Origin of the sequence: Pseudoglutamicibacter albus, from assembly GCF_031458175.1 — a bacterium.
GTDB classification, from domain to species: domain Bacteria; phylum Actinomycetota; class Actinomycetes; order Actinomycetales; family Micrococcaceae; genus Pseudoglutamicibacter; species Pseudoglutamicibacter albus.
Genome location: NZ_JAVDXX010000001.1, coordinates 1,106,859 through 1,121,973, shown reverse-complemented (window position 1 = coordinate 1,121,973; position 15,115 = coordinate 1,106,859). Strand labels below are relative to the sequence as shown.

Sequence of the window (15,115 nt, the reverse complement as noted above, 5' to 3'; positions counted from 1 at the left end):
TGATGTGGTGACCGTCACAACCGAATGATCGTTCGGTTGGCAATAGTAAAAGTCAGGCCCTACCTTCATCACAAGGGTCTGCTGTGGCCAAAGAAGGACATCATGACCACAACATCTGCACCCACGGCACATTTGGATGCCGCGACCAAGCGCAAGGAAGAACGTCGCGTCCTTGCCGGAACCCTCGTCGGAACCTCGATCGAGTGGTACGACTTCTTCATCTACGCGCAGGCAGCATCGCTTGTCTTCGCGAACCTCTATTTTGATCCGCTAGCTAAAGATGCCCCAGGTTTGACGCAGGTCATCTCGCTTGCCACGATCGGTATTTCCTTCCTCTTCCGTCCACTCGGGGCCGTGGTTGCCGGACACCTCGGCGACAAGCTCGGGCGTAAGAAGATGCTCGTCTTGACCCTCATGATGATGGGCTTCGCCACCGCTGCGATCGGCTTGGTCCCAACCTATGCGACTATCGGTGTTGCTGCTCCGATCCTGCTGATGCTCCTGCGCATTCTCCAGGGCTTCTCCGCCGGTGGTGAATGGGGTGGAGCGGCGCTCATGGCTGTTGAGCACGCGCCTAAGGGCCGCCGGTCGCTCTTTGGCGCCTACCCGCAGATCGGTGTCCCGATCGGCATGATTCTGGCAACCGGTGTGATCTTCGCTCTCCAGCAGATCCTCGGCATGCAGGCCTTCCTTGAGTGGGGCTGGCGCATCACGTTCCTGATCTCGATCCTGCTGGTTGTGGTGGGCTACATGATCCGCCGGTCTGTCTCTGAGTCTCCTGTTTTCGAGGAACTGCAGGAGCGCCGCGCCGAGTCCTCTGCTCCGCTGGGCAAGCTCATGAAGCAGAACAAGCGCGAGGTCTTCCTCTCGGCATTCATCTTCATCGCTAACAACGCGATCGGCTACCTGCTTATCGCGTTCTTCATCGGCTTCCTCGCCAAGCGTGAAGAGAACCCGCTACCACTCGGTCCGGTCCTTGGCGCGACGATGGTCGGCTCCTTCGGCTGGCTGACCTTCACCTTCGTCGGGGGCTGGCTTGGCGACAAGATCGGCCGTGTACGCACCTTCCAGCTCGGCTATGCACTCTTGGCGGTATGGGCTATCCCGATGTGGATGATCATCAAGGAAGTCAAGACCGTTGACGATCTGTGGATGTACGTGCTCGCAGTGTTGCTCATGACTGTCGGCTTGGGGCTGTCCTACGGTCCGCAGGCGGCACTGTACGCGGAGATGTTCCCGTCCTCGGTTCGCTACTCGGGCGTCTCGATCGGTTACGCGCTCGGTACCGTGCTGGGTGGTGCGTTCGCTCCGATGATTTCGCAGATGATCCTCAACCGCACCGGTGAACCGAACATGATCGGTGTCTACATGATTATTGTCTCGGTTATCTCCTTCGTTGCTGTGACGATGGTCAAGGACCGCCCGGACCGCGACCTCAACGTCGATAGCGCAGACCAGATGCGCGAAGAGAACCGCCGCACCACGTTGCGTAGCTTCCGCGACTAAATCGCTGAATAGCTGACTACTCAATAGTTGGATACGAAATAACTGAATACTGACTAACTGTGGCGCCCCGGCGGTTCAACCGCCAGGGCGCCACAGCTACGCCTGGATGAGTTCGAAATCCACTAGCTCGCCTTCATGCCCGTTGATCACCAGGCGTAAAGCCTGGGTGCCCGGGTAGTAGGTGCGTGTGCTGGTGACCCGAAACGGGTGCGTTTTGGTTACCACACGGGTTTCACCTGGCGCCAGCGTGTATTTGCCGAGGCGGAACACGCTCGGCTTCCTGGTGCGGTTCTTTTTCAAGAAGTGCACGCGATACTCTGCAAGCACGTTGGCGGGGGTACCGCCTGTGTTGGTGAGTGTCGCTGAAAGGGTCGCTTTATCCCCAACGGCAACGGTGTCGGGGAATTCGGGACGGGTTGCGGTGATCGCGGTAGTGGGCGCGAATCCGACAAGCTCCAAGGCCTCAGGGTGGCCGCACTTGATCAGCCCGCGCAACCCTTGCTCCACGACCCGCTTTGCGTGCGGCCCGCCACTGGTTGCCCAGCGTTGGGCCGTGGCGAGAGCTAACTCAGGGTGCGTGCGGCCGATATCGTTGAGGTTGTTAGCGACGGATTTGCGAACAAACAGCGACGGATCCTCGTGTAGCCGGTCCAAGACCGGAAGGATCGGGGAGGGGTCCGCAACAAACGGTCTATGCACCTTCGCCCACGGAAGGCGCGGGCGGATGCCCTCGGAGGCGAGCCGGCGCACATTATGGCTATCTGAATCCGCCCATTGATGCACGCGTGCCATCGTTAGCTCCGGGTAGCGCTCCAGGTAGGGACGCACTGCCCACTCGCCGGTAAACGCCCTCGTGAGCGCCTCGATCGCGTCTAAGGAAACCTCCGGTTCATCCACTCCGTACAGCTCGATGAATCGGCTCACCGGCCACAAGTGGAATGCGTGGTTGAAGTAGCCTTCCCCCTCCGCGAGTTCGGGCCCCAGTTTATTGAGAAGCCCGTTGACCGCGTCTGTATAGTCCCGCGCGAGCCGCTCACGAAGACCCTGAGCGAACACGGTTACGCGGTCCAGGATTTCTAAACCCTCGATGCGTGGAGCGACCCACTCGGCGTATTCTTCAGCATCGATACCAAGCTGCGCACCGAGCCTTCGCGCGGTGTCAGGGTTGAAGTAGTTCTTCATTCTGGTCCTTGATTTTGCTTTCGCGTTTGAGTCGTTTGCGTTCGCGGCGGCCTTCAACGAGCCGGTAGAGGACCGGAACAAGGATCAAGGTCAATAGCGTCGATGAGATGAGGCCACCGATCACCACGACCGCGAGAGGCTGCGAGATGAATCCACCGCTACCGCCCGTCATACCGAAAGCGGTTGGGACCATCGCGCCGATCGTCGCCATCGCCGTCATCAAGATCGGACGCAACCTGCGCAACGCACCCAGCTCGATCGCCTGGTTCAGCGGCATCGCGTCGCGTTCACCTTCAGCGCGGTGTGCGGCGGTGTCGCGGTACTGGTTGATGAGGTCGATCAGGACGATCGCGTTGGTGACAACAATGCCAACCAGCATCAACATGCCGATCAAGGACGGCAGGCCTAACGGGATCTGCGTGATCAACAACGCGAGCAACGAGCCGATGAACGCGAACGGAATCGAAACCAACAGAATGAACGGCTGGATGAGCGAGCGGAAGGTCGCGACCATGATGATGTAGACGATCGCGATAGCAAGCAGGACCGCGATCCCCAGCTGCATGAACGCATCTTCCTGCTGGGTTGCCGCCCCTCCGATGCTTGCGTGGGCGCCGTCAGGCAACTCGATTTGGTCCAGCCGTTGGCTCACTTCAGCCGATACAGCGCCGAGGCCGGCGGCCGTAGGAGAGATCGTGACTTGCGCAATGCGGTCGGTGTTGCGCGAAACCACAACGGTTTCTTTCTCCTGCTGAGAAACCTTAGCGATGTCGGAGACAGTGACCTCACCGGTTGCGGTAGGGATCTTCAGCTTCTCAAGGTCCTCGAGTGAAGCGATCGTCTTACCTTCACCGATCTTGATCGTGTAGGTCTGGAAGCCGAGGGTGGTGCGGCCAGCTTCCAGGGGTTCGATGGTGCCGTTGAGCAACGCGCCCACTTGCTGCGCGCTCAACCCCTTTTCAGCTGCCTTCTTCCGGTCCACGTCAACGCGTACGGTCGGCTGGGTTGTGGTGAGGTCATTCTTGATCGCGGTCACCTCAGGGATGTCCCGCATCGTGTCCGTGACCTTCTTGGTCGCTTCCGCGAGAGTTTCAGGTGTGTTGCCTTGCACCTCGATCGTGATGTCCTGGTTGAAACCACCACCGGTTCCTGGGGCGGAGACCTCGAACTCGGCGTCCTTATCGAGGCCTTCGAGCTCTCCGATCTGCTTTTCGACCTCGGAGCGCGCTTCATTGACTTTGGATGAGTCTTCGACCACCACAATGAACTGGGCCGTGTCCGAGCCTTGCCCGCCCATCATCACGGAAAGCTGGTCGGTGCCCGAGCCGACCGTGTACTGGACGTCGCGGACACCATCGACCCCCTCAATCTTCTCGGAGACCATACGGGCTTGCTTTTCGGTGGTATCCAGCGAGGAACCTGCAGGCAGGGCGAGCTCGGCGTCGAAAGAGGTCTCACCCATGTCACCGAACATGTTCGTTTTGATGAACGGAGTCAACGCGATAGACCCGGCGAGCAACACCACGGATGCCACGAGCGTGATGACGGGATGCTTCTGCGTGGAACGAAGGACGGGACGGTACGCCCGCTGCAGGGCCGGTAAACGCTCGGCGGCATCAGTATTGCGGCTCTTGCGGTTCCGAGAGGTCTTTTCGCCGGAGATGAACCAGTAGGCGAGCACCGGAACGATCGTGAGCGAGACCACCAGGGATGCAAGCAGCGCGATGCTCACTGTGAGGGCGAACGGACGGAACAGTTCACCGGCAAGTCCGGATACGAAAGCGATCGGCGCGAACACCGCAACGGTCGTCAACGTCGATGCGGTGATGGCTCCGGCCACTTCGCGGACAGCGTGGATGATGCTCTCACGGCGGGAGACGACAGTTCCGTCGCGTTCGGTCCGCGCATCGAGTGCGTCATTGGCGAGGTGGCGACGAATATTTTCGATCACAACGATCGCGTCATCGACCACTCGGCCGATCGAGATGGTGAGCGCACCCAAGGTCAGCATGTTCAGTGAATAACCGAAACCGAACAGGCCGATGAACGTGGCAAGCAAGGACAGCGGGATCGAGATCGCGGTGACAAGCGTTGCCCGGAAAGAAAGCAAGAAGATCAAGATCACGAGGATCGCGAAGACGAGGCCAAGCAGGCCTTCCTTTGTCAGGTCAGAAACCGCATCGGTGATCGGTTCGGCTTGATCGAAGATCACCACGCCTTCGGCGTCGGCGTCCTTGAGCAGGCCCGGCAGGGTTTCCTTGATCTTCTCGACGATCCTGACGGTGTCAGCCTCGGGTGTCTTGGTGATGGAGAGCGCAAGCGAGAGCTCCCCGTTGGTGCGGGTGATCGAGGAGCTGGCCTCATCCGCAAGCTCGACTGTGGCAACATCACCCAGCAACGAGACCTTGGGGTTGCGGTCTTGCGGTGCCTGCGGGGCTGAGCCCCGCGGCGCCGCGGCGGCTATGGGGAGTTTCCGCCACGCATCGAGGTCCGCTGGGGCACCGTTGGTCTCGGCCGGCAGACTCAACGTACCTTTTTCAATCGACCCCAGAGGGACTGAGCTACCGACTTCGCTGATCGCTTTCTGCAGGTCTTGCTCGCTCAGGCCCGCATCTTTCATCTTCTTTTTGTCAGGGGTGACCTTGACGTACTGGGAATCAGCGCCCGTGAGTTGGGCCTGGCGGACCCCGTCGAGACGTTCAATCTCAGGGATGACGTTGGCGCTCACACGGTCTGCGACAGCGGAGAGCGAGCCGTCACCGGAGACGGCGTAATACACGACCGGGAAGTCGCTGAAAGACCCTGCGAAAGAGGTGGGCGAGACGCCCTCGGGCAACATGTCGCTGGCGTTCGAGATGGCTCGTTCAACCTGGTTTCGTGCACGGTCCATGTTGGTCCCGTAATCCAGGGAAAGCTGGATGGTCGTCAGCCCTGTCCGGGATGTCGATTTGGTGGATTCAAGCCCCTCGACCGCCTGCAGTGAGCGTTCCAGCGGTTGCGCCACCTGTTCGTCCATGACTTGCGGGGAAGCTCCCGGGTGCTGCGCTGCCACGGAGATCATCGGGAACTCAACCGATGGCATGAGCTCTTGTTTCAACTGGTTCATCGAAACAACGCCGAACGTGCTCACGAACAGTGTGATCAAGATGATCAGAGCCCGGTTTCGCAGCGAGACTTTCGCCAGGTGGTGCATGAGGATCCTTGATGTAAGGCCGGAAAAGGGAGATGGGGGCGTGCCCGCAACGAAACGTTACGGACACGCCCCCATCCTATGCGTTGTTGGAGCGAGTAGTGGACAGACCTAGTTCAGCCCCAGGACCTTATCGGTGCGGTCCTTGACCTCGCTGTAGAGGGAAGCGTTGTTGTTGAGTTTCTGACCCAGCGATGGAATGAGCTCCTTGACCTGGTCTTCCCAGCCAGCCCACTTATCAGCGAAGCAGGTCTTGAGCAGGTTGACCATGATCGGTGCTGCAGTGGATGCGCCAGGGGAAGCGCCGAGTAGGCCAGCGATGCTGCCGTCAGCCGAGGAGACAACCTCGGTACCGAATGCGAGGACCGCCTTGCCGTTAGGGCCCTTCTTCATGGTCTGGACGCGCTGGCCCGCGGTGATCATCTCCCAGTCGCCCTTCTGAGCGGCGGGGTAGTAGGCGCGCATCGCTTCCATCTGCTGGTTGCGGGTCTTAGCGAGCTCGGATACGAGGTAGGTCACGAGGTCGAAGTTGGACTTCGCGACACCGAGCATCGTGCCGAGGTTGTGTACACGAACCGAGAACGGAAGGTCGAAGAAAGAACCGGACTTGAGGAATTTAGGCGAGAAACCGCCGTAAGGACCGAACATGAGGGACTTCTTGCCGTCCACGTAACGGGTGTCCAGGTGTGGAACGGACATCGGAGGGGCACCCACGGACGCCTGGCCGTAGACCTTGGCTTCGTGGCGGGCGATGACCGATTCGTTGGTGCAACGCAGGAATTCACCTGAAACTGGGAAGCCGCCGTAGCCCTTGATCTCATCGATACCGGACTTCTGCAACAGTGGGAGAGCGCCACCACCGGCACCCACAAAGACGAACTTGGCGTTGACTTCGAGGGTCTGCTTGGAAGCCTTGTCCTTCACGGTCACAACCCAGCCGTTGCCTGCGCGCTTGAGGTTGGTGACCTTGTGGTTGTAGAAGACGTCGGTGGAGTTCTTAGCGTCCATCGCGTCGAGTAGCTGGCGGGTTAGGGAACCGAAGTTGACGTCGGTGCCGGATGCGGAGCGGGTCATCGCGACGTTGTTGTTGGTGCGGCCTTCAGCTACCAGCGGGGTCCACTCGGCGATCTGGTCGATGTCGGTGGTGTGCTGGAAGTCCTGGAACAGAACGTTCTGTTTGAGGGTCTCGTAGCGGGTCTGCAGGTAGCGCTTGTGGTCTTCACCGATCACGAAAGAAGCGTGCGGCAACGCGTTGATGAAGCTCGATGGGTCCTTGACGATGCCCTGCTCGACGAGCCACGCGTAGAACTGGCGGGACTGCTGGAACTGTTCGGCGATGCCGAGCGCCTTGGTCGGGTCGACGGAGCCGTCGGCAGCCGCTGGAGAGTAGTTGAGTTCGCACAGTGCGGAGTGGCCCGTACCGGCGTTGTTCCATGGGTCGGAGGATTCGGCGCCAGCGCGGTCAAGGCTTTCGAACACGCCGATGCTCCACCCCGGCTCCACATGGTTGAGGAAGGTTCCGAGCGTTGCGCTCATGATGCCGCCGCCGATCAGTGCGACGTCGAGGGAGATCTTCTGGTTGGTCGAAGACACGGATGCAACTCCATCTGACATGTTTGTAGGTAAACCTTAATAAGTCTACGTCTCACAGTACCGCCGGGCTCTGTATAGGTGAAACGTATGGCGGCCTTTTAAGGGCCCAAAGTTACTAGCGCCACGTTCTGCGGTAACTTCTCAGCGCCCGCCTAGTCCTAGCTCAGCAAGAGGCGCCCCAGCGTAGCTAGCGGGCGCTATCTGCGGCGAGCTTTTACCGCATTGTCACGAGTTCTAGTGGCTCTTCAAGGTATGGGTTCAAGGGGTAGTTCGTGACGTCGCTAGAGAGGCCGAGGGCCGATGCCGGCAAAAGTAGCGGGTGCAGCGGAAGATCGGCTATGAGGTCGGTTTCGATGTTTCGGTAGGTCTCGCGGCGTTGGCTCGCTGAAGCGATGGCAAGGGCCGCATCGAGACGGTGCGGGATGTCAGTCAGGCGTGCGTTGCACAGGGGCCGGGGTCCGCTGAAGAGGCGAGCGAGCATGTCGTGCGGCGAACGGTAGAGCCCGTGTAGACCGAAGAGGAAGAGCCCAGTGAGTCTTCCCTCGAGTAGCGCTGGCAGGAATTCGGTGTCCCAGTGCATGGGTTTCAACTGGGTTGTGATGTGCACTTCCGCGAGTTGTTTCTGGATGCCTTGCGCGGTCAATTCGGGTAGCGGGAAGTAGGGGAGGCGTACGCCGGTCGGGTAGGCGATCGGGATGTTTTCTCCGCCGTATTTGGCTGTCTTGAGTAGATCGGTGGTTGCTTTTTCATCCCGGATCGCGGGGCGTTCAGGCTGTACCCCTAGAGAAGCTGGCGTGTATCCGTTAGCACTTAAGGTCGATTCTGGGAACTGGTCTTTGAGCAGTTGCCGTTCGTCGATGTTTTGCACGATCGCTTGGCGCATCGCGCGTTGTTTGAGGTTCTCGTCGTTGTGGTTGAAGCCGAGGTAGACCACGGAGAATGGGTCGCGGTGCATAACCCGCAAGCCGGCTTGGGCGATCTCTTTTTGTTCTTTCGCTGCCACCGCGTCGACGACGTCGGCATGCATCGGATTGTCGTGTTTGCTTGCCAGCCACTGGGCCGGTGTCGCTGAAAGGCTTGAGTGGATGAACGCGATAGTGGCTGGGGCTTTGCCTTCGGCAGGTGCTGGACGCAACGGCACCCCGCCGTCGTGGTTGGAGTCCCGGCCATAGTCTGGGGAGCCTTGGCTCGCGCTCTCGCTGTGTGTTGCACTAGCCGATGCGGCGGCGGATTCACGCTCGCTACGGAACTCTGCGCGTAGCTTCAGGCGTGTGGTGTTAGCTTCTTCGCGGTGAGGTGCGGTCTTGGTCGCTTTCGCTTCAAGGGTGTATGCGCCGGCGCCAATAGGTGTGGCGACAGGTTCGGTTGAGTCCTTGCCGAAAGCTGCCGGGGAGAGGACCCCGAGTCCGGGGTGTGTTAGCGCGTCTGGGAATGCGAAGCATGGGCGGGCGAAGTGCACATCGAGTACGTGTTTGCCCGGAGTTTTATAGCTCTTGATGAGCGGGGCCGAAGCCGAATCGGCGAGGATCGTGTCGATCGCCGAAGGCGTGGCGGCTGTGGAAGCGATCTTCTGCCAGCGTTCAAAATTGGCTTTGAGTGCAGCGGAATCGAGTTCTGTTCCATCGGAGAAGGTCAGGCCGTGTGCGAGCGTGATGCGCAGACGAGTGCCGTCCTCGTTGAGGTTTGCCGTGCGCGCTAGGATGCCGGTGAGGTTGCCGTCGGCGGAGTTGATGCTCACTAGCGGCGGGCAGATTTGTTGGATGATGCGCTGATCGAGTGGATCGTGGATAAACGCCGGATCCCAGACCCGAGGGGGTGCTGCGGCGAGGAAAGTGAGTTCTGTGCGGCTGCTTTTGCCCGGTGAGGGGGCACCGTTGGCGCATCCTGCCGCCATGAGCGCGAAAAGCCCCCATCCTAGGACTGCGCGGCGGCTAGGGCCTGCAGAAGCGTGGTCCTCACGCGAGGAGCGACCTTTGTTGTGTGGGGGGAGTGCGCTATGTGGCATCTGTTCACCATCCCAGGGTGATGGCTTACATGAATGTTATGTGTAAGCGAATGAACGCATAAAGCAGAAAGTGCGGGCGGAGGGACTTGAACCCTCACGTCAAAGACACTGGAACCTAAATCCAGCGCGTCTACCAATTCCGCCACGCCCGCGGACGGCACCTGAGCCGGTGCCGCTGATCTATATTAGACCAGTTTCAGATCTCGTTGAAGTTTAGCAACGTGTCCTTTAGCTCGCACGTTGTATTGCGCGAGTTCTACGGTTCCGTTTTCATCGATCACGATGGTCGAGCGGATGAGGCCCTCATATTCGCGGCCGTAGTTCTTTTTGATGCCCCACGCGCCGTAGGCTTCTGCGACGGCGTGGTTTTCATCGGAGAGTAGCGGGAAGCTCAGCTGATCGCGTTCCACGAACTTAGCGAGCTTATCCACCGGATCGGGGGAGATCCCGACAACCTTGTAGCCGTGTGCAGCCAGAGATTCGAGCGAGTCACGGAAATCGCATGCCTGGGTTGTGCACCCTGGGGTCATCGCTTTCGGGTAGAAGTAGACGATGGCTTTGGTTCCGTTGGTGAGCTCACCAAGGCTCACGGTGCTTCCGTCAGCTGCAGTGAGTGTGAAGTCGGGTGCCGGTTGGCCTGGCTCAAGACGGTTGGTCATGGATCCTCCTTGAAGCGCGCTTGATACGCGAAAGGCTGAAACTGTTGTACAGTTTCAGCCTTTCATATTGGTGCGCCCTCCGGGACTCGAACCCGGAACCTATTGATTAAGAGTCAAGTGCTCTACCAATTGAGCTAAAGGCGCCCGTCTCGCGTTGTGATGCTTGTTGTGTTTGCGGTTCTTACTGAATCGCTGGGCATCGCTCGCGGCGACCTGTTCAACATTACAGTCAGTTTTCGTAAACGCCAAATCGGAGCCAACGGTTGAGCGCTTTTGTGAGATACAGCATATTGCTGGGGCTCATGAAGCCGTGCCGCGTCCTATGTTCCCGTGCTCCGGCGCGGCGCCCATTTAGGGGGCGGTGCCGGCCTCGACGGCGTCGGCGAAGAAGTTGATGAACTCTGCGAAATCGACTGATTCGCCGTACTGGTCCAGGGTCACTGCTGGGGTACGTTCGGTTCCAGAGCTTGATGCTTCTAGCAGCACGGTCGGGTACGGCGGGCAGGTGACGCGGAAGGTGCGTCCGGTGGTCATTTCGAGTTCCACTGAATCTGCGGAGTAGATCCCTACCGCGCTGATGTTGGTGAGGTTGATGCTGACTGCGGACTCGCTGGCTTGAAGAGTGTGGGCGTCGATGGGTGCAACCACGAGTTCGATTGGCTGGTTCCTGAACCCTATGAGGCACGGGCCACCCGAACCTGCCAGCCCAAACGCGTATGCGATGTTGAAGGAACCGTAGTTGGGGATTTGCTCATCGAACACTGCGCGCAAGCGGGCGCGTAGCTCGTCTTGCACTACAGGTTCGCTGGTTGGGACGGGTTCATTTGTGTCCATGTTCTTCACCATACGGGAATGCCCTGCCGCACCGGCGGAAAGCGGTGGGGCAGGGCATTCTCCATTCACTTGGGTTGCGCTTAGCTGGGCGGTTTAGAGATCTTGTGGGCGTGCGATGCGTTCCAGCGCGCTGATGTCGCGCACGGCTCCGCGGTCGGCTGAGGTGGCCATGAGCGCGTATGCGCGTAGCGCGCGGCTGACCTCGCGGTCGCGTTTGAGCGGCTGGTATCCGTGGCCGGCCTCGAGTTGAGCGCGGCGGGCCTGCATCTGTTCGTCTGAGATCTCAAGCTGGATTGAGCGGTTGGGGATGTCGATCGTGATGGTGTCGCCGTCCTGGATGAGCGCGATCTCGCCACCCGAGGCGGCTTCGGGGGAGACGTGGCCGATAGACAAGCCCGAAGTGCCGCCGGAGAAGCGGCCGTCGGTGATGAGGGCGCACTTCGCGCCAAGTCCCAGGCCTTTCAGATACGAGGTTGGGTAGAGCATTTCCTGCATGCCTGGGCCACCGCGCGGGCCTTCATAGCGGATGACAACTACGTCGCCTTCCTTGATCTCTTTAGACAAGATCTTGAAGACGGCCTCGTCTTGGGATTCGCACACCACCGCTGGGCCGGAGAACGTCCAGATGGATTCATCCACGCCGGCGGTCTTCACGACGCATCCGTTGCGTGCGATGTTGCCGTGCAGAACAGCGAGGCCGCCGTCGGCGGAGTATGCGTTTTCGGCGTTGCGGATGCAGCCATTTTCCGCGTCGGTGTCAAGGCTGTCCCACACTTCGGACTGCGAGAACGCGGACGAGGAACGCTTGCCACCCGGGGCTGCATACCAGAGCTTTTGGGCTTCTTCGCTGGCTTTGCCGCCGCGGATGTCCCATTCATCGAGCCAGCTAGTGAGGTCGGGGGAGTGTACGGCATGCACGTTGGTGTGCAACATGCCGGCGCGGTTGAGCTCCCCGAGCAGGGCAGGGATGCCGCCTGCCCGGTGGACGTCCTCCATGTAGTAGGTCCGCTCACCGGCAACGTTGGGCGCAACCTTGGCCAGGCACGGGACCTCGCGGGACTTCTTATCGATGTCCGGCAGGGTGTAGTCGACCTCGCCTTCCTGTGCTGCGGCAAGCAGGTGGAGGATCGTGTTGGTTGAGCCACCCATCGCGATATCGAGTGCCATTGCGTTATCGAAGGCTTCGCGGGTTGCGATGTTGCGCGGCAAAACGGAAGCGTCGTCGTCTTCGTAGTAGCGCTTGGTGATGTCCACGATGGTGGCCCCTGCGCGTTCGTATAGCTCCTTGCGCGCGGTGTGGGTTGCCAGAACGGAGCCGTTGCCAGGGAGCGCAAGCCCGATCGCTTCGGTGAGGCAGTTCATCGAGTTCGCGGTGAACATGCCGGAGCAGGAACCGCAGGTTGGGCATGCGTTCTCTTCGATCGAGAGCATGTCGGCATCAGATACGGATTCGTCCACGGCGTCAGCGATCGCGTTGACGAGGTCGAGGCTTTTCACGGTCCCGTCAGTCAATACGGCGCGGCCTGATTCCATGGGGCCGCCGGATACGAAGACGGTGGGAATGTTGAGGCGCAGTGCGGCTAGCAGCATGCCCGGTGTGATCTTGTCGCAGTTGGAGATGCACACGAGCGCGTCTGCGCAGTGGGCGTTGGCCATGTATTCGACGCTGTCGGCGATGATGTCGCGGCTTGGTAGCGAGTACAGCATTCCGCCGTGGCCCATCGCGATCCCGTCATCGACTGCGATCGTGTTGAATTCGCGTGCGACCGCACCTGCGTTGTGGATCGCTTCGGAGACGATGCGGCCCACGGGGGCTAGGTGGGTGTGGCCTGGCACGAACTCTGTGAAGGAGTTGGCGACGGCGATGATCGGCTTGCCGATGTCCTGGTTGGCGACACCGGATGCGCGCATGAGTGCGCGGGCTCCTGCCATGTTGCGGCCGTGGGTGACTGTGCGTGAACGAAGTGCTGGCATGTCTCTAGTCAAACATGCGCAGCGAGGCGGGTGCTGTTGATTTAAGACGTATGACGCACGTGTGAAGCGTTCACATACTGGTCTGTGGTCCAGTATGTGAGATTGTTACGGGCTCGGTTTGGATGTCCTAGATCACTATTGAGACGATTGGGAAACGTGCTTGAGGCCACATGGTCGGCCTCGCTTTCCGGCCGCGATACAACGCGAGCGGGAGTAGCGCATCCGGGATGACCTTCCAGTTGCGCATCGGCACGGGAGTACCAAACACAGCTACTAGTACATCACTCGGTGAGAAGGGACAGCATCATGGGGCAGGCGAACGCTGCATCCGATGCGTCTGCGGGAAAGAACTCCCGCAAGACACACCACCCCCGCGGGCACGCGGTGGACGTCATGGGGCCTAATCGGAGCGTAGATCCGATTGAGATGACGGGCGCGCAGGCTATTGTGCGTTCCCTTCAGGAACTAGGTATTGAGTCTGTCTTTGGTCTTCCGGGTGGAGCTATTCTGCCAACCTATGACCCGCTGTTGGAGGCACCGGAACTCAACCACGTGCTGGTGCGCCACGAACAGGGGGCTGGGCACGCGGCTCAGGGTTATGCGATGGTGACTGGCCGTCCGGGTGTCGCGATCGCAACCTCCGGGCCAGGTGCAACCAACCTAGTGACCGCGCTCGCGGATGCCCATATGGACTCCGTCCCGATGGTCGCTATTACCGGTCAGGTGAACTCCAAGGTCATCGGTACTGACGCGTTCCAAGAAGCTGACATCGTGGGTATCACGATGCCGATCACCAAGCATTCGTTCCTGGTGACCAACGCCCAGGATGTCCCGGACACGCTCGCGAAGGCTTTCTATCTGGCGACCACAGGCCGTCCCGGCCCGGTTCTGGTCGATGTGACCAAGGACGCCCAAGAAGGCCTGATGACGTTCACGTGGCCTCCGCAGCCAGCCATGGCAGGCTATAAGCCGACCTCTAAGGGTCATATCAAGCAGGTGCGTGAGGCCGCTAAATACATCGCCTCCTCGATCCGCCCGGTGTTCTATGTCGGTGGTGGCGTGATCAAGGCCGATGCGGCCGAAGAATTGCGTGAGCTTGCCGAGCTGGTGGGCGCACCCGTGGTGACCACGCTGACTGCCCGCGGTGCGTTCCCGGACTCCCACGATCAGCATCTGGGCATGCCGGGTATGCACGGTTCAGTTGCTGCGGTGTCCTCGCTTCAGCAGGCGGACCTGCTGATCACCCTCGGCGCGCGTTTCGATGACCGTGTGACCGGCGTGCTGGATTCTTTCGCACCGGAAGCACGCGTGATCCACGTGGATGTGGATCCGGCGGAGATCTCTAAGAACCGCAACGCTGATGTTCCGATCGTGGGGGATCTGAAGAGGATCCTCCCGGACCTGACTGAGGCGTATCGCGAACGCAAGAATGAGGGGGAAGCCCCGGATCTTGAGCCGTGGTGGGAGATCCTCAACCGCATCCGCGATACGTATCCGCTCGGCTACACCAAGACAACCGACGGCGCACTCGCCCCGCAGCACATCATCCAGCGTCTGGGTGAGATTGCTGGTCCTGAAGCGATCTATGTTGCAGGTGTTGGCCAGCACCAGATGTGGGCTGCCCAGTTCGTGAAGTACGAACGGCCTCGCCAGTGGCTGAACTCCGCAGGCTTGGGCACTATGGGCTATTCGATCCCAGCGGCGATGGGTGCCAAGGTCGGTAACCCGGACCGTGTTGTGTGGGCCATCGACGGTGACGGCTGCTTCCAGATGACTAACCAGGAGTTGGCGACGTGTGTGATCAACAAGATCCCGATCAAGGTTGCGCTCATCAACAACTCGTCACTCGGCATGGTTCGGCAGTGGCAGACGCTGTTCTATGACGGCCGCTACTCCAACACCGAGCTGAACACGGGTAAGGATTCGATCCGTGTCCCGGACTTCGTGAAGATGGCGGATGCCTATGGTTGCGTTGGTATCCGTGTGGAGACCGAAGACGAGATTGATGCGGCGATCGAGAAGGCGATGTCCATCAACGACCGCCCCGTGCTGATCGACTTCATCGTCTCCAAGGACGCCATGGTGTGGCCGATGGTCCCTTCAGGTGTTTCAAATAACGAGATTCAGGTGGCACGAGGCATGACGCCTCAGTGGGAAGAGGAATAGGACTAC

The 15,115-nt window shown here is 60.0% G+C and carries 9 protein-coding genes and 2 tRNA genes; 2 read left to right on the top strand and 9 right to left on the bottom strand.

All coding sequences use genetic code 11. The features are described from left to right. Nucleotides 1-102: 102 nt before the first annotated feature. On the top strand, nt 103-1,506 hold the full coding sequence (locus J2S67_RS04915; RefSeq protein WP_052048247.1) for an MFS transporter: 1,404 nt from the start codon (nt 103-105) through the stop codon (nt 1,504-1,506). A gap of 96 nt (nt 1,507-1,602) precedes the next feature. On the opposite strand, the gene J2S67_RS04910 is transcribed toward J2S67_RS04915, so the two are convergent. From J2S67_RS04910 to ilvD, 9 genes are all read right to left on the bottom strand, one after another. After that, on the bottom strand, nt 1,603-2,688 hold the full coding sequence (locus J2S67_RS04910; RefSeq protein ID WP_310246835.1) for a DNA alkylation repair protein: 1,086 nt from the start codon (nt 2,686-2,688) through the stop codon (nt 1,603-1,605). Next, nucleotides 2,666-5,881, bottom strand: a complete 3,216-nt coding sequence (locus J2S67_RS04905; RefSeq protein WP_310246833.1) for an efflux RND transporter permease subunit — start codon at nt 5,879-5,881, stop codon at nt 2,666-2,668. Before J2S67_RS04905 ends, J2S67_RS04910 begins: the two co-directional genes overlap by 23 nt. 108 nt (nt 5,882-5,989) lie before the next feature. Next, nucleotides 5,990-7,492 (bottom strand): malate:quinone oxidoreductase, encoded by a 1,503-nt coding sequence (locus J2S67_RS04900; RefSeq protein WP_052048249.1) that lies wholly within the window; start codon nt 7,490-7,492, stop codon nt 5,990-5,992. A 193-nt stretch (nt 7,493-7,685) separates the two neighbouring features. After that, nucleotides 7,686-9,209 carry an ABC transporter substrate-binding protein gene (locus J2S67_RS04895; RefSeq protein ID WP_310246829.1) on the bottom strand — a complete coding sequence of 508 codons (1,524 nt, stop codon included), beginning with the start codon at nt 9,207-9,209 and terminating at the stop codon, nt 7,686-7,688. A gap of 338 nt (nt 9,210-9,547) precedes the next feature. Further along, nucleotides 9,548-9,628, bottom strand: a tRNA-Leu gene (locus J2S67_RS04890). A gap of 33 nt (nt 9,629-9,661) precedes the next feature. After that, the gene (bcp, locus tag J2S67_RS04885) at nt 9,662-10,135 is read right to left on the bottom strand and encodes a thioredoxin-dependent thiol peroxidase (protein ID WP_035754639.1); all 474 of its coding nucleotides are present in this window, start codon (nt 10,133-10,135) and stop codon (nt 9,662-9,664) included. A 68-nt stretch (nt 10,136-10,203) separates the two neighbouring features. After that, nucleotides 10,204-10,279, bottom strand: a tRNA-Lys gene (locus tag J2S67_RS04880). Between the two features lie 207 nt (nt 10,280-10,486). After that, nucleotides 10,487-10,969: a hypothetical protein gene (locus J2S67_RS04875; protein ID WP_070490576.1), complete on the bottom strand. Its 483-nt coding sequence runs from the start codon at nt 10,967-10,969 to the stop codon at nt 10,487-10,489. Nucleotides 10,970-11,062: 93 nt separating this feature from the next. Further along, nucleotides 11,063-12,943 (bottom strand): dihydroxy-acid dehydratase, encoded by a 1,881-nt coding sequence (gene ilvD, locus J2S67_RS04870; protein ID WP_070490386.1) that lies wholly within the window; start codon nt 12,941-12,943, stop codon nt 11,063-11,065. A gap of 306 nt (nt 12,944-13,249) precedes the next feature. Between ilvD and J2S67_RS04865 the strand changes: the two genes are divergently transcribed. Further along, the gene (locus J2S67_RS04865) at nt 13,250-15,109 is read left to right on the top strand and encodes an acetolactate synthase large subunit (protein WP_035754645.1); all 1,860 of its coding nucleotides are present in this window, start codon (nt 13,250-13,252) and stop codon (nt 15,107-15,109) included. Nucleotides 15,110-15,115 lie beyond the last annotated feature (6 nt).